At 44.0% G+C, this 23,112-nt stretch carries 23 protein-coding genes and 1 pseudogene; 9 read left to right on the top strand and 15 right to left on the bottom strand.

Annotation, left to right across the window (positions count from 1 at the left end):
* Positions 1–265 precede the first annotated feature (265 nt).
* Together GFC30_RS02040 and GFC30_RS16340 are read left to right on the top strand one after the other, a co-directional pair.
* Positions 266–1,348, top strand: coding sequence for a tetratricopeptide repeat-containing glycosyltransferase family 2 protein (locus tag GFC30_RS02040; RefSeq protein ID WP_202967980.1), 1,083 nt, complete (start codon positions 266–268; stop codon positions 1,346–1,348).
* A gap of 252 nt (positions 1,349–1,600) precedes the next feature.
* Positions 1,601–2,305, top strand: coding sequence for an exosporium glycoprotein BclB-related protein (locus GFC30_RS16340; protein WP_238583526.1), 705 nt, complete (start codon positions 1,601–1,603; stop codon positions 2,303–2,305).
* Positions 2,306–2,726: 421 nt separating this feature from the next.
* Here GFC30_RS16340 and GFC30_RS02030 read toward each other — a convergent pair whose 3' ends face one another.
* Positions 2,727–3,521: an EAL domain-containing protein gene (locus GFC30_RS02030; protein ID WP_066322676.1), complete on the bottom strand. Its 795-nt coding sequence runs from the start codon at positions 3,519–3,521 to the stop codon at positions 2,727–2,729.
* Positions 3,522–3,750: 229 nt separating this feature from the next.
* On the opposite strand from GFC30_RS02030, the gene GFC30_RS02025 reads away from it, so the two are divergent.
* The gene (locus GFC30_RS02025) at positions 3,751–4,389 is read left to right on the top strand and encodes a Bax inhibitor-1/YccA family protein (RefSeq protein ID WP_066322675.1); all 639 of its coding nucleotides are present in this window, start codon (positions 3,751–3,753) and stop codon (positions 4,387–4,389) included.
* A gap of 200 nt (positions 4,390–4,589) precedes the next feature.
* Here GFC30_RS02025 and GFC30_RS02020 read toward each other — a convergent pair whose 3' ends face one another.
* A complete protein-coding gene (locus GFC30_RS02020) occupies positions 4,590–6,692 on the bottom strand; it encodes a YecA family protein (RefSeq protein WP_066322674.1) in 2,103 nt (700 codons plus the stop codon).
* Positions 6,693–6,890: 198 nt separating this feature from the next.
* Between GFC30_RS02020 and tnpA the strand changes: the two are divergent.
* The 5 genes and pseudogenes from tnpA to GFC30_RS02000 all read left to right on the top strand — a co-directional run bounded on the left by tnpA (position 6,891) and on the right by GFC30_RS02000 (position 9,911).
* Positions 6,891–7,275: pseudogene (gene tnpA / locus GFC30_RS02015) on the top strand (IS200/IS605 family transposase).
* A 12-nt stretch (positions 7,276–7,287) separates the two neighbouring features.
* Entirely contained in the window at positions 7,288–8,397 is a 1,110-nt protein-coding gene (locus GFC30_RS02010; protein WP_066322673.1) for an RNA-guided endonuclease TnpB family protein, read from the top strand.
* 348 nt (positions 8,398–8,745) lie between these two features.
* Positions 8,746–9,054, top strand: coding sequence for a helix-turn-helix domain-containing protein (locus GFC30_RS02005; RefSeq protein ID WP_066322672.1), 309 nt, complete (start codon positions 8,746–8,748; stop codon positions 9,052–9,054).
* An 80-nt stretch (positions 9,055–9,134) separates the two neighbouring features.
* Positions 9,135–9,257 carry an IS3 family transposase gene (locus tag GFC30_RS17745; protein ID WP_158512121.1) on the top strand — a complete coding sequence of 41 codons (123 nt, stop codon included), beginning with the start codon at positions 9,135–9,137 and terminating at the stop codon, positions 9,255–9,257.
* Between the two features lie 81 nt (positions 9,258–9,338).
* Positions 9,339–9,911: an IS3 family transposase gene (locus GFC30_RS02000; RefSeq protein WP_148660348.1), complete on the top strand. Its 573-nt coding sequence runs from the start codon at positions 9,339–9,341 to the stop codon at positions 9,909–9,911.
* A gap of 219 nt (positions 9,912–10,130) precedes the next feature.
* Here the strand turns inward: GFC30_RS02000 and asnB are convergent, their stop codons facing one another.
* The 9 genes from asnB to fabZ form a co-directional block, all read right to left on the bottom strand.
* A complete protein-coding gene (asnB, locus tag GFC30_RS01995; RefSeq protein WP_066322671.1) occupies positions 10,131–11,978 on the bottom strand; it encodes an asparagine synthase (glutamine-hydrolyzing) in 1,848 nt (615 codons plus the stop codon).
* Between the two features lie 679 nt (positions 11,979–12,657).
* Positions 12,658–13,587 (bottom strand): ribose ABC transporter substrate-binding protein RbsB, encoded by a 930-nt coding sequence (rbsB, locus tag GFC30_RS01990; RefSeq protein ID WP_066327031.1) that lies wholly within the window; start codon positions 13,585–13,587, stop codon positions 12,658–12,660.
* A 31-nt stretch (positions 13,588–13,618) separates the two neighbouring features.
* Positions 13,619–14,581, bottom strand: a complete 963-nt coding sequence (locus tag GFC30_RS01985; RefSeq protein WP_066322670.1) for an ABC transporter permease subunit — start codon at positions 14,579–14,581, stop codon at positions 13,619–13,621.
* On the bottom strand, positions 14,581–16,056 hold the full coding sequence (locus tag GFC30_RS01980; RefSeq protein ID WP_066327028.1) for a sugar ABC transporter ATP-binding protein: 1,476 nt from the start codon (positions 16,054–16,056) through the stop codon (positions 14,581–14,583). Before GFC30_RS01980 ends, GFC30_RS01985 begins: the two co-directional genes overlap by 1 nt.
* A gap of 28 nt (positions 16,057–16,084) precedes the next feature.
* Positions 16,085–16,480, bottom strand: a complete 396-nt coding sequence (rbsD, locus tag GFC30_RS01975) for a D-ribose pyranase (protein WP_066327025.1) — start codon at positions 16,478–16,480, stop codon at positions 16,085–16,087.
* A 5-nt stretch (positions 16,481–16,485) separates the two neighbouring features.
* Positions 16,486–17,370 (bottom strand): ribokinase, encoded by an 885-nt coding sequence (gene rbsK / locus GFC30_RS01970; protein WP_066322669.1) that lies wholly within the window; start codon positions 17,368–17,370, stop codon positions 16,486–16,488.
* Complete coding sequence (locus tag GFC30_RS01965; protein ID WP_066322668.1) at positions 17,367–18,356, bottom strand: LacI family DNA-binding transcriptional regulator; 990 nt, start codon at positions 18,354–18,356, stop codon at positions 17,367–17,369. The genes rbsK and GFC30_RS01965 overlap by 4 nt, the downstream gene beginning before the upstream one ends.
* 219 nt (positions 18,357–18,575) lie before the next feature.
* A complete protein-coding gene (locus GFC30_RS01960; protein WP_066322667.1) occupies positions 18,576–18,932 on the bottom strand; it encodes a hypothetical protein in 357 nt (118 codons plus the stop codon).
* 107 nt (positions 18,933–19,039) lie between these two features.
* On the bottom strand, positions 19,040–19,477 hold the full coding sequence (gene fabZ / locus GFC30_RS01955) for a 3-hydroxyacyl-ACP dehydratase FabZ (protein ID WP_066322666.1): 438 nt from the start codon (positions 19,475–19,477) through the stop codon (positions 19,040–19,042).
* A 73-nt stretch (positions 19,478–19,550) separates the two neighbouring features.
* On the opposite strand from fabZ, the gene GFC30_RS01950 reads away from it, so the two are divergent.
* Entirely contained in the window at positions 19,551–19,967 is a 417-nt protein-coding gene (locus tag GFC30_RS01950) for a hypothetical protein (protein ID WP_066322665.1), read from the top strand.
* Between the two features lie 40 nt (positions 19,968–20,007).
* On the opposite strand, the gene GFC30_RS01945 is transcribed toward GFC30_RS01950, so the two are convergent.
* The 4 genes from GFC30_RS01945 to mreB all read right to left on the bottom strand — a co-directional run bounded on the left by GFC30_RS01945 (position 20,008) and on the right by mreB (position 23,084).
* Entirely contained in the window at positions 20,008–20,259 is a 252-nt protein-coding gene (locus tag GFC30_RS01945) for a DNA-directed RNA polymerase subunit beta (protein ID WP_066322664.1), read from the bottom strand.
* 15 nt (positions 20,260–20,274) lie between these two features.
* Positions 20,275–21,123 (bottom strand): flagellar hook-basal body protein, encoded by an 849-nt coding sequence (locus tag GFC30_RS01940; protein ID WP_066322663.1) that lies wholly within the window; start codon positions 21,121–21,123, stop codon positions 20,275–20,277.
* 20 nt (positions 21,124–21,143) lie between these two features.
* Positions 21,144–21,980, bottom strand: coding sequence for a flagellar hook-basal body protein (locus GFC30_RS01935; RefSeq protein WP_066322662.1), 837 nt, complete (start codon positions 21,978–21,980; stop codon positions 21,144–21,146).
* A 102-nt stretch (positions 21,981–22,082) separates the two neighbouring features.
* Positions 22,083–23,084, bottom strand: a complete 1,002-nt coding sequence (gene mreB / locus GFC30_RS01930; protein WP_066322661.1) for a rod shape-determining protein — start codon at positions 23,082–23,084, stop codon at positions 22,083–22,085.
* Positions 23,085–23,112: the final 28 nt, after the last annotated feature.

Here is a 23,112-nt window from a genome sequence, read left to right as displayed (position 1 = left end):
GTTCCTTCGCAAAGAGCATGCACCGTTCCGCTTGGCACGTTTCATCTTGCTCTTTCCCTAGAGCTTACCGTAATCCGTCCTCTTGCAATCCGCCTGTGTGGGGTGGATATTCGTTCAAAAACATTCATTCCCATTGGCTATTGATAGCAGGGAGATTTTTTAGAAAAAATTTTTGCATATGGGTACATGACTGAACCATCTATGTTTCTTTACATATATTAGAATTAGTCTTTGTCGAAAAAATGTCATATAGGGAGGGGTTGCTTTGGTTACCGTTAGCCTTTGCATGATTGTAAAAAACGAGGAAAACGTCCTTGCCCGTTGCCTAGACAGCGTAAGCGATCTGGTAGACGAAATCATTATTGTAGATACAGGGTCTACAGATAACACGAAAGCTATTGCGAGCCGTTATACTGAGAAAGTGATGGATTTTCCTTGGCGTAATGATTTTTCTGCCGCACGCAACTTTTCTTTTCAACATGCCACTATGGACTACATTTTTTGGATGGATGCAGATGATGTTCTACTAGAGAAAGATCGTCACCAATTTCGGCATTTAAAGCATACGCTAGATCCGTCCGTTGATTCGGTAACAATGATTTACAACCTTTCTACTGACGAAAATGGGAATGTAACAGCTAGCCTCCGTCGTAATCGACTTGTCAAGCGAGCGAATGTTTTTCAGTGGTATGGTGCCGTCCATGAGTATTTAGAAGTGTGGGGAACAATTATCAACAGCGACATTGCTATTACCCATCAACCACTTCATCCCCATCGTCATTCGAAGCGAAATTTGCATATTTACGAAGAACGTCTAGCACAAAATGAAACATTTTCACCTAGAGACTTGTTTTATTTCGCTAATGAGCTATTCGACCATCAACAATACGAACGAGCCATAGAGTATTACGAGAAATTCTTAAAAACAAACAAGGGATGGATCGAAGATAATATCTATGCATGTGGAAAATTAGCCGATTGTTTTTATGAGATTGGTAACAAAGAAAAGGCTTTTCACTATGCTCTTCAGTCGTTTTCGTACGATACACCACGTGCAGAATTTTGTTGTCGGCTAGGTTATTATTTTCTGCAATGCCAGCAATACCAGTCTGCTGTTTTTTGGTACAAATTAGCGACTCAATTGGAAAAACCAAAAGAAAACTGGGGATTGATTAATCACATATGCTGGACATGGCTACCTCATTTACAGCTTTGCGTCTGTTACTACCATTTAGGAGAATATGAGCTTGCTTATAAACACAACGAAATCGCGCGACAATACGCACCTGAAAACGGAAGTATATTGCATAACAAGTCTCTGCTAGAGTCTATTTTATCCTTCCATTAGTGAGCTACTTCCTCTTGACTCTCTTTGAAATGAGAAACTTCTTTCGGAACTATTTGAAATTTTGGTTTACATCGAGCTTAACACCTTCCATATTATACCATATCAACTCGTGTTGAGATGAAAGCAGAAACGAAAAATCGGAAATTCTTTGTTGCAACTTATATATTAAATGGGGGAAAGAAAATGCCTAATAAAATCAAATGTATCACTTGCCAAGGACTGATACAAACCGTTAAAGTTTTAGGCGCTGGCATGACCGGACCGACGGGACCTACTGGATCGACGGGACCGACGGGACCTACTGGACCGACGGGACCGACGGGACCTACTGGATCGACGGGACCTACGGGATCTACTGGATCGACGGGACCTACGGGATCTACTGGACCAACAGGACCAACAGGACCGACGGGACCAACAGGACCAACGGGGGCTAGTGCCATTATTCCGTTTGCATCAGGAGGTATTATTACGTTAGCAGCTACTGCTGCTGGTTTAGCAAATACAACAGGTTTAATCGGTTTTGGTAACTCCGTTTCCAATGTTAGTTTGCTAGGGAATACAATCGATCTTTCTTCGCTCTTAAGTAGTGGAGGTTTAGCTAATTTCACCTTTACCGTTCCACGCGACGGGACAATTACAGCAGTAACGGCTAATTTTAATGCCATATCTAGCCTTGCGCTTTTAGGAACAGCCACAATCAGAGCACAACTTTATATTTCTAACTCACCTTCTAGTAATATATTTACTGCTATCCCAAGCACTCTCGTTACATTATCACCAAACATTTCCTTCCCACTGACTCTATTGCAAAATGCTAGTGGAATAGTCACCAATTTAACAGAAACCGTTAATGCAGGATCTCGATTACTCATGGTATTTTCCATTACAACCTCTGGTCTTTCCATCGCTACTACAGTGACAGGCTACGCGAGTGCTGGAGTGGCTATTAATTAAAAGGGGCTCCTTAAAGGGGCTCCTTTGCTATACCATTTGCCACCAAGATAAACCATAAACCAGCCGACTGCTAGGCATAACGAAAGAAAAAATATGTATAGTCTCTCTCTTTATTTTTTCCTGCAACCGTAAACTATGGCAACAAGCAAAAATAGAATCACGACAATACTTGTAGTCGAACCATGACTGGGAAACGCGCGATATATAATCCCTCCCCTCTTATATTTAAAAATTCACAATTTTTTAGTTTATCCCACAAGATGAATCTAAAAAAGACATACCCGATGTGTACGAACTACATAGCGTAACGGATATGCGCCTAACTAATCGAAACGACTTTAAATCCGGCAAACATTCTTATCCATCGTATTTTTAACGATTACAAGAAAACACATCCTTCATTCACGCATCATAAAGCACTTTATCCACTTGCTTCAACACCTAAATGTTTCCTGATTCCTGTCCACCAGAGCAAGATTTCAGCTGAAATAGGCCTCAACTCTGGTTGCGGCCTAGCAAAGACATACCCTTGACCGAGCGGTACGCCAAGCGCGGTGACGACATCTAGTTCCGCTAATGTTTCGATTCCTTCGGCGACTAGTTGGCAGCCAATTTTCCTTGCAAATATCGCCATCGTTTCTAACAAAATCGCTTTTATGTCATCGCGGTCAATTCCGCGAATAATCGAGCGGTCGATTTTAATATAATCAGGGCGCAATTCGGCGATCGCTTGCAGCGATGAATAGCCCGCTCCCGCATCATCAATCGCGATTTTATACCCTTGGCAACGGTAATGGCTAAGCGCCTGTTTGAACGCCGTAAAGTCCGCAATCGACTGGCGTTCTGTAATCTCAAAAACAATTTGTTGCGGCGTCAATCCTTGCATTTCCAATAACGACAATGTCTGTCCTGGCGTAAACTGTGGATCATAAATGACGTTGGCGTTCAAATTAATAAATAGCTTCCAAGCTGGATTTGCGGGAGCAAATCCTTCAATCGCCCGCTTCCGTGCCAACGTTTCAAGCGCATACAGCCGCTGTTCTTTTTCCGCCACTGCCCATAATTGGTCCGGCATCGCCAACTGACTGGACGCTGGACCACGTGCCAATGCTTCGTATCCATAAATGCGCCCGTCGGAAAGCGACACAATCGGCTGATAATATGCCGTGAGCTCTCCTGTTGCTAAAATCGAATAAAACTCTTCTTGCTGCGTCAACTCACCACACTTCCTTTCCCTCGCCGCACTTTGTTTGACTATTATAACATAGTAAAGTTACGGAAATGTAAACAAACGGTAAAAGAACAGTAAAAGTACAATAGCGTGCTCCGCTTCTTCTGTTTATTTTCGGAAGAATAATTACTGCCTTCGGAACCGTGACAAAAATAGTCTGGTTTGCTACACTGAAAGAGACAACTTCTTGTAATTAACAAAGGAGGGAAAAGAAATGAATTCATCGGTCGTTTATCCATCGCGAAGTCCTGTAGCGAAGCTGGTTGTTGCCTTTTTCGCCGCGTTAGCAGTAGCAACAGCGGGGCTATATGTGGGGCAATCTATTTCCGTTGCTTGGTATTTGCCGCTTTCTATACTTGAAATAGTTTTGTTGCTTGTGATGATTTTTGCTCGCCGCCAAAAAGCGGTCGGCTATTCGCTTATGTTTGCGTTTATGTTCATTTCCGGCGCAACGTTAGCTCCGGTTATCGGCCACTACGTTTCCATTATTGGGGCTGACGCTGTCTTTAAAGCGTTTGCTTTAGCAGTGATTTCGTTTTCCGGCGTCGCTCTTTACGCGGCAAAAACAAAAGAAGATTTTTCGTTCCTCGGCGGCTTTCTCACGCTTGGGGCGTTTGCGTTGCTTGGTTTATTACTCATCCAATGGTTTATTCCGTTTTCGAGCGTCGGACAAATGGGGATTGCCGCTTTAGGCATCTTGCTTTTCCTTGGCTTTACGATTTATGACATTAACCGCCTCGTTCGCTACGGCTTCAGCGAAGCAGACATTCCAATGATTGTCGTCAACATTTATCTCGACTTCATTAACCTGTTCATTTACATTTTACGCTTTTTCGCAAGCGATGAAGACTAAATGGACAGCTGCCAGCGAGCCGATAGTGAGCTCGCTGGCAGGCATGCCCACGTTCTCATCCAGTCTGTGCAGAAACAGATGTTCCATAAAACCAGAACGCTGCGCAGAAATAACTGCACGCCGTAAGAAAAGTGGCTCAATTATACAGAAAGCCTTAAAAAAAGCGGGCAAAGCCATTTGCCCGCTTTGCCACAATCCCACTAATTTATTGGCAATCGTTTTTTCTCTTGTATATATGCCGGCATGTATGCTGCAGCGGCTTCCGGAAAGACAGTATCTACGTAGTGAATCATCCTTTTCCCATCTTCCGTGTACATCAACGAACATACGATAAACATTCCCTTTTTCATGAATCCACGCAAAGATGGGGGGATGTTTATGCGATGCGTATCATTCGTGTCAATCGCGCGCAGCATCACTGTAGAAGAAACAGAAACGATTTGGTATACGTGCTTCTCGCGCGGTAGGTTCCTTACCACCGACCATATCGGATTTTTTCTAGACCAATACGGTTGGTACTTGTCAAACAGACGGATGGCTTGATACACCTCTTCCTCGGTTTCTTGCGTGATTTTCGATACAGATTGTGCATGCTCTGTCCCATATTTTCGATCGAGCCATTTGGCGAACGCTTTGCACGTCGAGATGAATCGTTTTGCTTGGTGGACGCTAATATCGCGATACGTTTTCAAATAAAAGTAGACGATACACTCATGCCAGTCGTTTTCGCTCACTTCCTCCCACGATGCATAGTGTTTCGTTTTGAAATAATCAGCCAGCACGGCAATTCCTACTCGATATTTTTGTTGCGTTTCCGCGGACTTCCCTACTGCTTTTTCTTCAAAAAATGCGAGTAAGTCGCTGCCGAAAAAGTATGCCGCCCAATCAAACGGCATTTGTAAATGCGAATGACTTGTATGCTCTAATGGTTTTAATGTATGCATGCGGCTCTGGCGTCCTTCTCCGAGTGTAACGAACGGAGAGAGAGGCAAGCGCAACTTGCGGCGAATCGAATTATAATCCGGTGTGATGCCCCCTGTTTTCGAAGCAAAGGCCATAAAGCTTGCATATTCCCGCTGCCGCAGCCATCGCTCGACGCGCTCCAACGATCCACTTTCTAACCATTCCATCGGCGTTTTCCCATCGAGTACAGGGCGATGCAACGATTCGTAAGCAAGCACCATCTCTTGCGCTATCGCTCCCATGTAAGAAGGGATGCCATCCGCTACATGAACGGCATATGTCGCAAGTTCTACCCCTTCTGGCACATCCACTTTATCGGCCGTTTCCTTTATCAAAGGCACACGCTCTTCACTCATCAACTGCTTAAAGCGATCCGTTGCGTCTACATCGAGCGATTGAAAACGAAGCTTGTTGTTTTCGATATCGATATATCCAAACACTTGCCGAATGTAAATAGGGCCATCTACCACATTATCTTCGTATTTGACTTCCTGTCCAACAAGACTGAGCTCAATATAGCCATCCGATTCCTCATCAATGATGATCACATTTTTTTCAAGAAGGGAACGAGTCAGCTGTTTCACATCGTTCACATGATAATGTAGTGTAACCCTCTCCTTTTTTATCTTTTTTCCTGAAGGAGGATCACCTATCATATGGTCCAAAATAGCGAAAAAGGACGTAAACACGACTTGCTCATACGAGGCGCCTGTTTCCGCCAACCGCTGAATGATTTGCTTATACGCTCGCTCTACCCCATCAGGGCTTTCAATAAACGTCAATCCGTGAATATAATGCCCTTCGCCAAACGGCTCAATAAAACTAAATATCCCGCCCCACGGAACAGCCTCATACATCGTTTCACAAAACGGCATAAACAGCTGCTGGGACGTAAAACGATCTTCGACAATGACTCCTGCTTCTTCCTTGTCGACGATTTGCACAAGCCGCGGAACGAGCGCCATCCATGTTTCGACCATGTTGCGCTCTTCGTTACTTAGTTTCCCTTTGTTTTCTTCATAAAACCATTCAATCCCGCGCAAGCCGTTTTTGTAGCGATAAAACAGCACCGACCACACAGGGAGAAAATGCTCGAGCCTGTCCTTGTTTTTCAACGGTTTCAACTCGCGATGAAACGCTTTTTTGACATTGTAATGTTCAAAGAAAGACAATTTTTCTCCTAAAAACCCTTGGATCTTTTCAATCAGTTCCGTCTTTAACTGAAAAAACCGCTCTTGCCGAACGCGGCTGATTTCCGTCACTCGATCTTTGTTCATGCAACATTTTTTATACTTTTTTCCGCTTCCACAAGGGCATAAATCATTTCTGCCAACGAACATCGCACAACACCTTCTTATCTATGAATTTACTTTTATATTAACAACTTTTCATACGTTTTAACATCTTTCCGAAAGAAGTCTCCCACTTCTAAACGAAGTGAAAGTGGGAGATGAATTTCGGTGAGGCGTAGGTATGAGTTGTTTCTTTTTTGTGTTATGATATAATCAGTCTTAGAAAAATGAAAGGTTGTTTTATCAATGAAATTAGACAATAATAACCATTCAGTATTCCTGTTGTATTATCATCTTGTTCTGGTTGTAAAATATCGCAGACAAGTGATTGATGATACCATATCTGACTATGCAAAAGATATGTTTGTGAGATTGGGGAAAAACTACAATATTTCCTTGGTCGAATGGAATCACGATATGGACCATGTGCATATTTTGTTCAAAGCACATCCGAATAGTGAACTATCAAAGTTCATCAATGCCTATAAAAGTGCAAGTTCTCGACTGATTAAAAAGCATTTTCCGCAAGTGAAAAGAATATTTTTGATCAAGAAATTTTTTCCTGTTTACAACGGGCGGTGCCATCCTTGAAGTAATAAAAAAATATATAGAAAATCAAGGGATGAAGTGATGTGGTGTCGATATGGTAAACAAATCATATAAATTCCGTCTGTACCCAACAAAAGAACAAGAACAGCTGCTTGCCAAAACCTTCGGTTGTGTCCGTTTCGTTTATAACAAAATGCTTGAAGAACGCATACAAATTTATGAAAAGTTCAAAGACGACAAAGAAGCTTTGAAAAAACAAACATTTCCGACCCCTGCCAAGTACAAAAAGGAGTTTCCTTGGCTTAAAGAAGTGGATAGCCTTGCGTTAGCAAACGCCCAATTGAATTTGCAGAAAGCGTTTCAAAATTTCTTTTCGGGTCGTGCTGGATTTCCAAAGTTCAAAAACCGCAAGGCGAAACAGTCGTACACCACAAATGTGGTCAATGGCAATATTCAACTTTCAGATGGCTATATCAAGTTACCCAAACTGAAATGGGTCAAGTTCAAGCAACATCGGGAGATTCCTGCCCACCATATCATCAAGGCTTGTACGATCAAGAAAACAAAAACAGGAAAATACTATGTTTCTATTCTCACCGAATACGAACATCAACCTGTCCCCAAAGAAATACAAACGGTTGTTGGGCTTGATTTTTCCATGAATGGTTTATTTGTCGATAGCGAGGGTAAGAGAGCCAATTATCCTCGTTTCTATCGGCAAGCATTGGAAAAATTAGCGAAAGAACAACGGATATTATCACGCCGAAAGAAGGGTTCTAATCGTTGGCACAAACAGCGTTTGAAAGTAGCGAAGCTACATGAGAAAATAGCGAACCAACGAAAAGACTTTCTACACAAAAAATCATACGAATTAGCGAAACAGTATGATTGCGTGGTCATCGAAAACCTCAACATGAAAGGGATGTCGCAAGTCCTGAATTTCGGCAAGAGCGTTCATGACAACGGCTGGGGGATGTTCACGACATTTCTCCAATACAAGTTAGAGGAGCAAGGGAAAAAGCTTATCAAAATAGATAAGTGGTTTCCGTCATCTAAAACTTGTTCATGTTGCGATCAAGTAAAGGAATCTTTATCGCTTTCTGAGCGTACATTCCGCTGTGAATGTGGATTCGAGAGCGACAGGGACGTCAATGCGGCAATCAATATCAAACATGAGGGCATGAAACGATTAGCAATAGCCTAACTTGTCCTCGAACCGTGGGACACACGGGGATCGCTCAGTCAACTTCCCGTCATGAGATGGGATTACCTGAGAAGCCCCCACCTCTAAGCGAAGCGTAGGTGGTGGGAGCATGTCACTCAATAGAATATATATTTTTTTGATCGATGGCTGTAATTTATTTTAGCGAAAATATGTCTACTTCATATGTACTTATCATTCATATAAAAAACAGAGAGCCATTCCATGACCCTCTGTTTCTACAAATCTCGGCATACATCGGGGCGTGACAGTGGAGTGAGCCTTAAAAAGTAGACATGTATAAATCGGGAAAAAGATGTCCATACAGAAGACAGGAAGGAGCCGATGAACATGTCGAAAAAACAAAGAACTTATAAAAGCTATTCTCCAGAATTGAAGCTGGAAGCCGTTCAAAGAGCCTTGGCGGGAGAGAGTGTAAAAGTCATTGCACATCATCTTGAGATTACAGATCCTGACTATATTTATAAATGGATAGATCCGTATGAAATGTACGGGGAAGTAGGACTAAAACGAAAAGTTAGAAATCATCCTGAAATGGACAAGGATTTCATCATACGAGAATTAGAGATGGAGAATGAAATTTTAAAAAAGTATCTTCAAATCTTGAAAAGGGAGGGAAGACGGCGAAGTTCAAAATAGTAGACGAGCTCAAAACAAAATATCCAGTCATTAAAATATGTGAAAAACTACAGATTTCAAAATCTGGTTACTACAAATACTTGAAAACAAAGGGTAAGAAGAGAAAAGAGTCTAAGAAAGACCAACAATTAAAAGAATATATCTCTTTGATTTTCCATGAACACAAAGGGAGATATGGATATCGAAAAATTCACGCCGTGTGAAACAATCAATATCAACTACCTGTAAGTGAAAAAGTTGTACGTCGACTAATGAGAGAATTAGAATGAAAATGTCAATCTCGCATGAAACGAAAACAACCCATCAAAGTGAAAAAAGCAACTTCGGCTGGATATATTTATGAAAATCTATTAAAAAGAAACTTTTCCACGACACGTTTGAATGAAAAATGGGTCACAGATGTCACAGAAATTGCCGTGGAAGATAAAAAACTATTTGTTTCTGCCGTTATGGATTTACACAACAATGAAATTATCGGGCATCAGATTTCATCAACACACGATGTTCAACTTGTGAAAGATTCACTATTATATGCATTAGAAATCAGACACATCAAGGATTCCTTAATTCTTCATTCAGATCAAGGAATGCCCTATCGATCAACAAGATGGAAAACGCTGATGGATACATTTTCGATTACACCAAGCATGTCGAGAAAAGCGAATGCGCTTGATAACGCATGCATAGAAAGCTTTTTCTCCTATCTGAAAACAGAGATGGAGCAGGATTTGCAACATACGAAAAGTGTGGAAGAGGCAACACAGCTCATTCATGATTACATTCGCTATTACAACCACCAACGTATACAAGGTGTTCTTCATTATCAAACACCAACTCAATATGCAAAGGCTAGTTAACAACGATCACAAGTGGGCTACATTTCCTCCTTCTCGTCTTACCTATCTCTCCTCAGAACTCCGTGGGGCTGTCAAGTGCTTTCCTTGACAGTTCCACGGGGTTCTGAGACACTGAGAAAAAGACGAGAAAAGGAAAGGAACCAGAGCTTTATCACTCTGATTCCTTCAAGTTAACTGAATTTATACTGTCTACTTTTCGGATCGCAATGCACAGGCACGCTACCCTAAATTAAATTTTTTCATCCAAAAATGAACGGATAATAATCGCCATAAATGATATTTGCCGAACGGTTTCACCGGGTCGTTTAGCCAATTTTTTAGCTGCGTTTTGTCAATCCATAGATCAAGCGGCGAATCGTCGGATAAAAGGATGGATTTAATTTCTGCGAATTTTTCTCTATACCAAATGTCCTCCGGTGTCACAAATCCTTTCTTATCGACCCGCAGTCGAACTTTGTCATTCATTATCCCCTTCATCGCTTGTCGTAAAAACGGCTTCGTATATCCGTCATATATTTTGTATCCGCCTGGTATCGACAGCATCAACTCCACTAACCGATAATCAAGATACGGCGTCCGTGCTTCAATCGAAAACGCCATCGAGTTTCGATCTTCGTATCTTAATAACGATTGCAACGATCCGAAAATTTCGGTATATAAGTACTCTTGAAAATTGCTCGGTATTTCCGTTCTATTAATGTGTTCGTATTCTTTTTTCAACAGTTCCTTCACATCACTTCCGCGGCGAATTTTGACACCTAAAGCGTGGTAGATGATTTTCAACCATACTTTCCCTAGCGGCTCCGTGGCGGAAATGAGTCCTGTTTCTTTTAGTTTTTTCAACTCTTCAGCAGCTGTCTGGAATTCACCGGCTCGAATTAAATTCGCCATATATACAGAGATGTATGGATGATACCCAGCCATCGTTTCATCGGCCCCTTGTCCATCCAGCAGCACTGTTATATTATTCTGCCGAGCGAGTCTCATTACATTCCACTGGGCGTATATCGACGTGGATTTAAACGGCTCGTCCTGATGCCAGATTAAATCTTCAATCTCGTGAAATAAATCATTCATATCTGGATATACTCGATAACTGTCCGCTTCTGCCTGCTCGACAATTGTTTCAGCAAACTCCCATTCGTCATATTTTTTATTGGCAAAGCACGACGTAAAGGTTTTAATGTTATTACGAACACCGTTTTGCTTAAACAGTTCGTGCATCACTAACACGATGGAAGAAGAATCCATCCCGCCACTTAAACACGAACCGACCGGCACATCACTTCTGAGCCGCAGCCGAACCGAATCAAACAACAGCTCTTTAAATTGCTGCTGATACTCAACCAAGTTTCCATCTCGTTTCATTGACTGATTCAACGGAGGGTGGTAATATCTCCAAACTTTTAAGCTAGATACTCCTTCATCTAAATTCACGCGCATCGCTTCACTTGGAAGGAGCTGATTTACTCCCTCAAAAAACGTTTCCTTTTCGATATTCACTTCCCCAAATAAGAGAAACTTAGCCACTTTATCCCGATTGGCTTTTTTGCTGACAAAGTCTTCTACAAGCAACTGCTTAATTTCCGAAGCAAAGGCAATCGTTTCATCTTTAACGGCGTAATAAAAAGGTTTTACGCCAAACCGGTCTCTGGACGCAAACAGCGTTTTGGCTACCGTATCAATGATGATAAAGGCCCACATGCCGTTAAATTTGTGCAAACAAGCTTCTCCCCATTCATCGTACGCTGCCATAATCACTTCCGTATCCGTCGTGGAAACAAAACGATGCCCTAAAGCTTCTAGCTCTTTTCGGATTTCAATATAGTTATAAATCTCCCCATTAAATACAATCCAATATCTTCCGTTTTTATAACTCATCGGCTGAGAACCGTTATTGGAAAGATCCACAATCGCCAACCGACGATGTCCTAGCCACAGCTTATCATCTAACAGTGATTGGTGACCTTCACCATCCGGCCCCCTATGCTCAATAATATCTGTCATTTTTTTTATCGTTGCAAACGGAATTTGTTTATTAGAAAATACAGCCGCTATGCCGCACATAATATCCCCCTATACGATGTCTATTACTAGCATTTTTAGCATACATAGCAGGAGATATTCCATCATTAAAAAAAAATAAAATTTTTTAAAGTTGTTTCAAATCTTTTGCTTGATGATGGAGCGGCTCGGATAAAAAATAATCCATCGCAACATAGCACAATAAAGAGCCTCACTTCATCGATTACTTAGAAGCCACAGCTTAGTATCACATGATATGATAGAAGTCAATGGCTTTAGGCCATATCTAACTAAAACTCCTCCCCCTCATTTACAACTAGGAGACTTCTTTCGAAATTAGGAGAAAAACAGCAGGAACATCCATTTGCCGGCGTTGCCACACTCTCATTAATTTATTGTTTTTTCTCTTGTATATATGCCGCCATGTATCGGGGCGTGACAGGCACGTTGCCCCACATTTCTTTCCTGTCGCTGATCTTGTTTCCACTCAAATAATCTCCCAAAGCGACGGCAGCCACACCAGTCATCCCACCAAGATGTGGCAGGCATCGCGTCCTATCCCCTTGCTTTCTTACGATATTCAGAAATTACTCAAAATGGAATGAAAGGGCTTTCTTTAAGACCGGAAAAGCATTTTTCATACATCAAACAAAAAAACCGCCTCTCACCTCATGTAGGCTGTTGGCGGTTTTTCTAATCTCAGATTGCAATGAACAGGCATCTATTTCACTAATTCTAACGGCACCGGAATGAATTTTTCTACTGTTTCCCCTTTTACGACTTTTAGTGCCGTTTTGACGGCGTTTTCCCCGATTAATGCTGGTTTTTGGGCAATTGTTGCGGCCATTTTGCCTTCTTGCACAGCCTTTACTGCATCATCGGTTGCGTCAAATCCGACGACGATGACATCTTTCATTCCGTGCGCTTCAAGTGCTTCTAACGCACCTAACGCCATTTCGTCGTTATGCGCAAACACCGCTTTAATATCTTTTTGGCTTTGGAGAATGTTTTCCATGACCGATAGTCCTTTAGCGCGGTCAAAATCCGCTGCTTGTTTTGCGACGACTTTCATGTTGCTTGCTTTGTCAATGACTTGATGGAACCCCTCACCGCGTTCACGTGCCGCTGATGACCCAGGAATACCTTCCAACTCAACGATATTTCCGCCATCTTTCAACGCTTCAACGATAAATTCACCCGCCATTTTTCCGCCCGCGACGTTATCAGAAGCAATATGAGCAACGACTTCACCGCCATCCGCGCTACGGTCTACAGTAATGACTGGAATATTCGCTTTGTTCGCAGACTCAATGGCAGATGTTACCGCGCTCGAATCTGTTGGGTTGACTAAAATGACATCTACTCCTTGTTGGATTAAATCTTCGATATCGTTCGCTTGCTTTGCTGAATCGTTTTGCGCGTCAACTACCGTTAACGTCGCGTTCGCTTCTTTTGCTGCTTTTTCTGCTCCTTCTTTCAACGTGACAAAAAACGGGTTGTTCAACGTCGAAATAGATAAGCCAATTTTAACCCCATCTTCTTTCTTTTTCTCTGTTTTATTGGTGCTAGTTGCATTGTTTTCTAACGAACAACCTACTAACATCCCCATTGCCAATAACAACACAGCCAACATACTTACAAACTTCCTCATCATTCCCCCACTCCTTTGATTTTTTTATCTATCAAACTTCTTTTCGGCGATCTAAAATCACCGCAAGAAGAATGACGATTCCTTTAATCACTTGTTGGTAAAAAGACGACACGTTCAATAAATTCAAGCCGTTATTCAATATACCGATAATGAGCGCACCGACTAACGTTCCAAAAATCCAGCCGCGACCACCAGATAAACTAGTGCCGCCTAACACAACTGCCGCAATCGCATCGAGCTCATAGGCGGTTCCTGCTGTCGGCTGTGCCGAGTTAAGGCGCGATGTTAAAATAAGCCCTGCTAAAGCGGACAAACCGCCAGTTAAAGAGTAAATCCAAATTTTTAAGCGGTCGACACGAATGCCTGCTAACCAGGTCGCTTCTTCATTTCCGCCAATCGCATACGTATGGCGACCAAACGTTGTTTTCTTTAACACAACATAAAGCACTACATAAGCGACAATCATCAATACAACAGGAACAGGAATGCCAAGAAAATATCCACGTCCAATCATTTGAAAAGCAAATTCATCTGAAAACCCTGTGATTGGACGCCCTTCTGTATACACAAGGGTTGCGCCACGAAAAACGGTCATTGTCGCTAATGTTGCGATAAACGGTGCAACACGCCCTTTTGTAATAATGACCCCATTGAGCGCTCCCATCGCCAATCCGGCTAAAATGCCAATCACCATCGCGAAAAGCCCGTTCGTGCCATCCGCCATCAATCCGGCCGCAAACGCACTAGAAAGCGCGAGAACAGACCCTACCGATAAATCAATGCCACCTGTCAAAATGACAAACGTCATGCCAAATGCAATGAGCGCATTAATTGACACTTGGCGTAAAATGTTGAGCCAGTTGTCCAATGTAAAAAAGTTATCACTGAGAAAAGTTAACACGAAACAAAGCAATAACAGCCCCATCAACGGACCGATTTTTTTTACGTTCAATCCCCAAACCGCTCTTGCCTCTTGCACGATCGGCTTTTGCATTACGCTTCTCCCCCTGTCGCTGCGCGCATAATCATCTCTTGATCGACATTGTCGTTATTGAGAATCGCCGTTACCTTTCCTTCATGAACAACCATAATCCGATCGCTCATTCCAAGAATTTCGGGCAGTTCCGACGATACCATAATAATCGCAACCCCTTGCGCAGCTAATTCGTTCATAATCTCATAAATTTCTTTTTTTGCCCCAACGTCTACTCCGCGTGTTGGCTCATCTAAAATCAATATGTTTGGATTCATTGCCAGCCATTTCCCAAACACGACTTTTTGCTGGTTACCACCGCTTAGCGCCTTCACTTCCATTTCAGCAGAAGCTGCCTTAATCTGAAGGCGCTCTACTAACGAACGGACGAGTTCATTTTCCTTTTTACCGTCAATAAACCCTGCTGTAGCAAGTTGTTTGGATTTCGGTAGCGTTAAGTTTTCCCGAACACTCATCTGTAAAATAAGTCCTTTTCCTTTTCGGTCTTCGGTAATAAAAGCCATGCCATATTCCACCGCTTGGCGCGGCGATGAAATCTTTACGGGTTGCTGATTCAAATAAATCGTTCCTGCATCGATTTTTCGAATGCCAAAAATCGCTTCCATGATTTCCGTGCGACCGGCACCCATCAACCCAGCAATTCCTAAAATTTCACCCGCATGCACCGCAAACGAAACATTGTGAAATACCCCTTTTTGTGTTAGCCCTTCAACACGAAGCCGTTCTTCACCAATACGGACGCTTCGTGTCGGAAAGCGCTCCCCGATTTGTCTGCCGACCATCATATGAACGATTTCATCAAATGTCGTTTCGCGTATTTGCTTCGTTCCGATAAATTCGCCATCCCGCAACACCGAAATGCGATCACAAATAGTAAAAATTTCTTCCATCCGATGCGAAATATAAATAATCGCAACCCCTTGTTGTTTTAACGTACGAATAACTGTAAAAAGCGTTTGAATTTCTCGATCGGTTAGTGCTGCTGTTGGCTCATCCATAATTAAACATTTGGCGTTCGTTGATAGCGCCCTTGCAATTTCAATAATTTGTTGCTTCCCGACCGATAAATGGCCCGCCATATCATTTGGGTCGATGTCCATGCCGAGTTTTTGCAAATATTGTCTTGCCTCGTCGGCCATTTCTTTTTGACGAATCCATCCCGTTTTTCCAATCGTCTGTTCTCGTCCTAAAAACATATTTTCGGCTACCGTTAACGTCGGAATGATGTTCAGCTCTTGATGAATAAACACAATGCCGTCTCGCTCTGCTTCTTTCGGGTGCCGATAATGAACTTCTCTCCCATCTACTGTGATCGTCCCTGCATCTTTTTCGTACATCCCTGTCAATATTTTCATTAACGTCGATTTTCCAGTCCCATTCTCCCCCATTAACGCATTCACTTCGCCCGCACAAACTTCAAAATCGACTCCGTCTAAGACGAGGTGATGGTGAAACGCCTTTTTAATTCCTTTCATTTGAATGAATGGCACGTTTCTCTCCCCCTTAAAAATTAACGCCCGAGTGAAGAATGATATTGGCGTAAGGAGTCGCCTCTCCTGTGCGAATGACTGCTTTTGCTGATTTCATCATTCCTTTTAGTTGTTCATGGGAAACGATATGTGTTGTCGTGTTTGCAAATCGCTTTTGAATCTCTTGATACATAGCCGAATTGTGCGCTTGCATTTCTTCCGCAATCGTAATCGCTTCAATCTCTAATTCTTCTAAAATCGGATCGAGTACGGACAAAAAGGACGGGAAGCCTTTAATGACAGATAAATCAATGCGCGTCACTCCTTCAGGGATCGGCAAACCACAATCAGCGACAACGATTGTATCCGTATGCCCTAACGAAGCAAATACTGTATTCAATTCTTTATTTAACACCCCATGTTTTTTCATCTTTTTCATCCTTTCTCCGAAAGAAACGACTCAAGTTCTTTTTCTGTCGGCATCCCGGTTTGCGCCCCGAGCTTTGTGACGGAGAGTGCTGCCGCTGCATTCGCATAACAGCAAGCTTCTTCTAACGCCATGCCTTTACTTAATGCCACCGCAAGCGCTCCGTTAAACGTATCCCCCGCCCCTGTCGTATCAACAACAGGCACATGGAAACTCGGAATAAGCGTCCACTCACCGTTTCGTTGGAACGAAACGCCTCGTTTTCCTTCTGTCACGATCAATTTGTGCGCCCATTTTTCCATCGGTCGCCCCGCTAGCACGACATCACGTTCGTGTTCGTTTGGGGTTAAAATATCTACTTGATCGAGCAATGTGTCTGGAAGCGGCTGCGCCGGTGCTGGATTTAAAATAACACGAACACCGTGGCGTTTTGCGATCAGCACCGCTTGCTCCACGACCGGAAGCGGGATTTCTAACTGAAGAAGGCAAACATCGCTTGTCGCAATTTTCTCTTCCCACCGCTCTAGATCGTCTGGACATAGCGCATGGTTGGCACCTGGAACGACGATAATGCGGTTGTCTCCTTCCGAAATGACAATTGTCGCAATGCCTGTTTCGACATCTGTAACCGGTTTCACACCGTCGACAACAATTCCTTCTTTCTCTAAATGTTGAAGCAGCTCTGTTCCAAACATATCAGCACCGACAGCGCCAATCATATGGACGTCTGCACCAAGCCGCGCAGCCGCCACCGCTTGATTGGCTCCTTTCCCACCAGGGATGAGGCGAAACGCTTCCCCTAATACCGTTTCGCCTTGGACCGGCATTCGTTTTGCAATCGTCACTAAGTCCATATTAATGCTTCCAATTACCGTAATCGTCGGCTTTTTCATGCTTTTCCCCTCCTGCGCGTCGACTCCCGCTCGATAAGTTTAACAGGCAATACGTAATGAAGCTGCTCAATCAATTGACCTTCAATTTTTTTAACTAAAAGCCTTGCCGCAATTGCCCCCATTTCATAAATCGGTTGCGAAATGGTCGACAGCTCTGGCGTCGTCATCTCCGTTAACGGAATACCGTCATACCCGATAATCGCAACATCTTCTGGGACGCGTAGTCCTAATTGTTGAACAGCTTTTAAAGCACCGACCGCCATCGCATCGTTCCCCGCAAAAATGCCATCGACATGATCGTTTTGAAGCGCCTGAAGCACCGCTTCTTTCGCTTGTTTCAGCTGATAATTTCCTTGAATCACAAATGCATCTTCCCAAAGCCCTAAACTTTTCATTTCATCGCGATACCCGTAAAAACGCTGCATCGCGTTCACCACATGCGCTGGACCTTGAATATGGGCGATTTTTCGGCATCCGATGTCATACAAATGCCTTGTAGCTAGCCTTGCCCCATTATAATTATCCGCAATGACCGATGGAAATGAATGATCAGACGGACGGTCAAGAACAACAATTGGAATATCTAATTCCATCACTTCCTCAATCGCCAATTGATTCGTCGTTAAAATCATGCCGTCTACATATTTTTGTTTTAACACATCCATGTATTGTTTTTCTTTTTCGCTTTTTTCGTCCGAGTTGCATAAAATCACCGTATAGTCATAAATGTTCATCACATCTTCAATCGCCCGAACAAGCTCGGGGAAGAAAGGGTTCGAAATATCTGGAACGATCAATCCGATCGTTTTTGACGTCTTTTTAAATAACGTTCGCGCCACTTCATTCGGCTTATAGTTCAACTCTTCAATCGCTTTTCGCACCCGTTTTTCCGTTTCTTCGTTCACATAGCCATTTTGGTTTAACACGCGCGAAACCGTTGCAACCGATACTCCTGCCAACTTGGCAACATCCCGGATTGTAGCCATATTTGTTCTCCACCTTCGTTTTCTGTAACCGGTTACATACAATATATCATAAACCGTAAAATATAAGCAAGTATTTCCTTTAGATTTTTATTGACAATATTCGTAAAAAAAAACAGAGAGCCACTATGACTCTCTGTTTCTACAAATCCCGACAACCCTCGGGGCGTGACAGGCACCTCGTCTAAAAAACCAGCCCCCTTCTGGTGAGCTGGTTGGTTGTTATTGGTCTTTGTTGTTTTTGTCTTGCATGTCTTTTGGGTCTTCGATTGGGTCTTCGCGGTCCGGTTGGTTGTCGTTTTCGTCATCGCCAGGGCCATTGTTTGTGTCGTCGCCAGGCGGCAAGTTTTTGTTCAAGTTGTCGTTTAAGTCATTGCTTTTCGGCTCGTTTCGGTTAGTGGCGTCATCTCGTTGGTTGACGTCGTCCGACGGATTAACGTCCGTATCGTTCATGTCGTTGTTTTCGTTCGTTGTTGGGGGCGGTGGGTTTTGGTTGTCGCGGGTGAAGTTGCAGCCGGAAACGAGCAACATCGCGACAAACGCACTGAATAACCGGATAAATAAAGCTTTTTTCTTCATTTGCAAATCCCCTTTCTGAATATAGATGGTCTTTGCTTATCTTCTCCAGAAAGGAAGGTTTCATGCATAAAACATCTTCTTTCCTTCACCCGGAAAGAGGAAATTCGTTACGCGTTTTTCTTTTCGCCGAGGGCAAACATGATCTCTGTTTCGCAGACGAGTTCGCCATCGACCGTAGCAAGACCTTTGCCTTTGCCGATCGGCCCTTTGGCGCGGATGATTTCGACTTCTAAGCGCAACTGATCACCTGGTTTGACTTGCTTTTTAAAGCGGCAGTTGTCAATGCCAGTGAAAAAGGCGAGACGGCCACGGTTTTCTTCTTTCATGAGCATCGCTACCGCACCGACTTGCGCCAATGCTTCGACGATTAACACACCCGGCATGACCGGATATTCGGGAAAATGGCCGACGAAAAACTGTTCGTTGGCGCTGACGTTTTTCAATCCGACGGCGCGTTTTCCTTCTTCGACTTCTAAAATGCGGTCGACTAATAAAAATGGATAGCGGTGCGGAATGATCGCTTGAATTTGCTGGATATCAAGCATATGTATAAGCCTCCTTTTCTTTTCTCGCCCCTCCGTCATGTGATATAATAGAAAGACGGGGGAGGTGAAACAGTTGGAACAGTTGTTGCTTCAATTGATGAACGAGCTGCGCGCGTTTCGTACAGAAGTCAATGAGCGGCTCACCCAGCTTGAAAACGGCTTGCAGCAAGTCAATGGGCGACTTGATCATGTCGAAACGAACTTGCAGCAAGTCAATGGGCGGCTTGATCATGTCGAAACGAACTTGCAGCAAGTTAACGAGCGGCTCGATCATGTGGAAACAGAATTAAAAGAAGTCAAACAAGGACAAGCAGAAATGAAAGAACTGCTTAAACATCATACGACATTAACGATTGAAACCTTTACGAATATGAAAAAAGAGATACGAACGATTACAAACGATATGCAGGCAGATGTCAATCTTCTGTTTCGCGAAGTCGAAGCCGTCAAAAGACAAGTCAATAAAGTGGAGCAGCGGTTTGCCAATTAAAGTGTATCCAGCGAAAAACGGCTGGATTTTTTGTTGACTGCTACTCGCTTTTCGTATCTTTTTTCACAATATCGATGATGCGCTGCCACGTCGACGGCTTCAATGCATCGAGCGGCTTGCCGTTGCCAAGACCACTGTAGCCGACAATGGCACCAACAACCGTACTTATAGTTATGAGCGCCGCTACGATTACTAGCCTTAGCCAAATCGGAAAAAGACGCTTCCTCTCCCGCTTTTTCCGCCGCTCGGTTCGTTGTTCATTCGATTGTTGTGTCACTTGTTCTTCCGTCATCCTTGTTTCTCCTCGCTATGACCGAACACCGTTAATGAGTCCCATCATTTGGTCGGAAATGGAAATCGATTTCGCGTTCATTTGGTAAGCGCGCTGCGTGAGCATTAAATCGGTCATTTCTGTCCCGAGATCAACGTTTGATTGCTCTAACGCTCCTTGCTGAACGCTAATTTGCGGACGCAAATTGCCCGTCATATTTACCGCTACATCCCCTTCCCGCACGTTGAGCGATGTTAAGTTTGGCAGGGCATATAAATTGTCGCCAACGGACTGTAAAAGTTGTGGGCGGACGATGTTCGTAATGCCGAGGTCGGCGGTTTGCATGACGCGACCATCCGGCGCGATGGCGCGTAACGTACCAGTGTCGGTAATCGTAATGTCTTTAAAACCTTCTTGAATGGTGATTGGCTCGTTGTTGCTATTGAGAACCGGGAAGCCATCGCTTGTGACAAGCATCAATGTCGTCGGGTCATTGGCAGATGGGCTTAAGTAAAACGCTCCATCGCGCGTATAGCGGATGGCCGTTGCACCGTCTGCTGCTTCGGCTAAGACGCGGAAAAACTGTCCTTCTTTCGTCAACGCCACGTCTAACATACGCCCGGTTTGTTGTAGCGGGCCTTGTGTTAAGACGAGGTTTGTCTCTGCTAGTTTCGCCCCAACGCCGCGGCGGACGCCTTCTGGTGTTAGGCGGTCGGCTTGATCGTCTGGCAAATTGTCAAATTGTTGTACTAATAGCTCACCAAAGTTTGTTTCGCGCCGCTTAAAGCCGGTCGTGTTGCTGTTGGCAATGTTGTTGCTTATGACGTCAAGCTGCTGCTGCAGTTGGTTCATCGTATTGGCGGCAGTAATCATCGAACGCAACATCGTCATTCTCCTTTTTTTGCTTATTTGAGTCGGCCGATTTCATTCACGGCCTTGTCCATGCTTCGGTCGTATGCTTGTAATATTTTTTGGTTCGCTTCAAACGCACGGTACGCCGACATCATATCCGTCATCGAACGCGCGACATCGACGTTTGACCGTTCGAGAAACCGTTGCTTCACTTCATACGTAACGTTGCCGTTGCCAATCGCGCTCGGAAGTAAGCCGTTTTCGCTGCGGAATAGTCCGTTTCCTTCTTTTGCAACCGCGTTTGGATTTGCCGCAAATGCGACGTTCAAGCGAGCGATGCGCCGATTATTTCCGGTAATCGTGCCGTCAGGCGCTACGGTAAAATTCGTGCTCGTTAGCTGAATGCGGGTATTGTTTTCATCGAGTACATAATATCCGTCGTTCGTCGTTAAATATCCTTGGGCATCTAAGGTGAAGTTGCCGTTTCGTGTATAGCGCACGGCGCCGTTTTCGTTTTGCACGACGAAAAAGAGCATCCCCTTTTTGCCTGTGGCAGCATCCGTCGGAATCACCCCATTTACAAGGGCAAGGTCAGTTGGTTGATTGGTTTCTTTTATATCGCCTTGTGAAAAATTAGGCATCATTTCTTGCATATAGACACCGGTGGATATCGGACCGATCGGTGTCTTTTTCATCATCGAACGGCGCTCTTGCACTGGAATCGCCGCTTCCTCCAAGCGCGAAAGCAACATTTCTGGAAACGCGCGCAGCGCTGCTTCGTCCGCTTTATATCCTGGGGTATTGGCATTGGCGATGTTGTTTGTTAACATTTCCACGCGGCGCTCTTGGGAAAGCATGCCGGCAGCCGCGGTATAAAATCCACGCAACAAAGACGTTCCCTCCGCTTCCTTTTGTCTTATTTTCTATTATACGGCAAACGAATAAAAAAGCGAATAGGTACCATATAGGAAACGATACCCATTCGCTTTTCGTTAGATGAACTTTTGCTTCGGAGCGCGGTCGATGTTATCCAGCATAATGCCTGTGCCAATGGCGACACAGTCCATCGGATTTTCCGCCACCAATACCGGCACTTTTAACTCTTCGGCAAGCAACTGATCAATGCCATGCAACAGAGCGCCTCCGCCTGTCAGAATGACGCCGCGGTCGATAATGTCCGCCGACAATTCTGGCGGTGTGCGTTCGAGCACGCTTTTGGCGGCTTGTACAATGACCGATACCGGCTCGCGCAGCGCTTTTTCAATTTCTGCCGAGCGGACAGTAATCGTGCGCGGCAAGCCGGTCACAAGGTCGCGGCCACGAATGTCAATCGCTTCGTCGCGTGCCCCTGGGAATACGGTTGCCACTTTGATTTTAATTTCTTCGGCGGTCCGTTCGCCAATGAGCAGCTTATATTCGCGCTTAATGTAGTTTAAAATTTCCATATCGAACTTGTCCCCAGCCATTTTAATAGAAGAAGCGGTGACAATATCGCCCATGGAGAGAACAGCAACATCGGTCGTGCCACCGCCAATGTCTACGACCATATTTCCGCAAGGCTGAAAAATGTCCATGCCGGCACCAATCGCCGCTACTTTCGGCTCTTCTTCCAAATATACTTTTTTTCCGCCGCTTTTTTCTGCCGCTTCTTTAATTGCTTTACGCTCCACGGACGTGATATTTGTCGGGCAGCAAATTAAAATGCGCGGCTTGGCGAAAAAGCCTTTTAAATCGAGCTTATTTAAAAAGTGTTTCAGCATCGCTTCCGTAATCTCGAAGTCTGCGATGACGCCGTCTTTCAGCGGCCGGATGGCAACGATATTCCCAGGGGTACGCCCGACCATTCGTCTTGCTTCTTCGCCGACAGCGAGCACCTTGTTTGTATTTTTATCAATCGCGACAACGGATGGTTCGTTGAGCACGATTCCTTTTCCTTTGACGTAAATAAGTACGTTCGCCGTACCGAGATCGATTCCGATATCTCTCGCAAACATGTATAAGCTCCTCCTTGCTTTCCATCCA

Origin of the sequence: Anoxybacillus amylolyticus (assembly GCF_001634285.1) — a bacterium.
Classification (GTDB): Bacteria; Bacillota; Bacilli; order Bacillales; family Anoxybacillaceae; genus Anoxybacteroides; species Anoxybacteroides amylolyticum.
The sequence above is the reverse complement of the archived record's forward strand: the minus strand, read 5'-3'. Positions and strand labels throughout refer to the sequence as shown.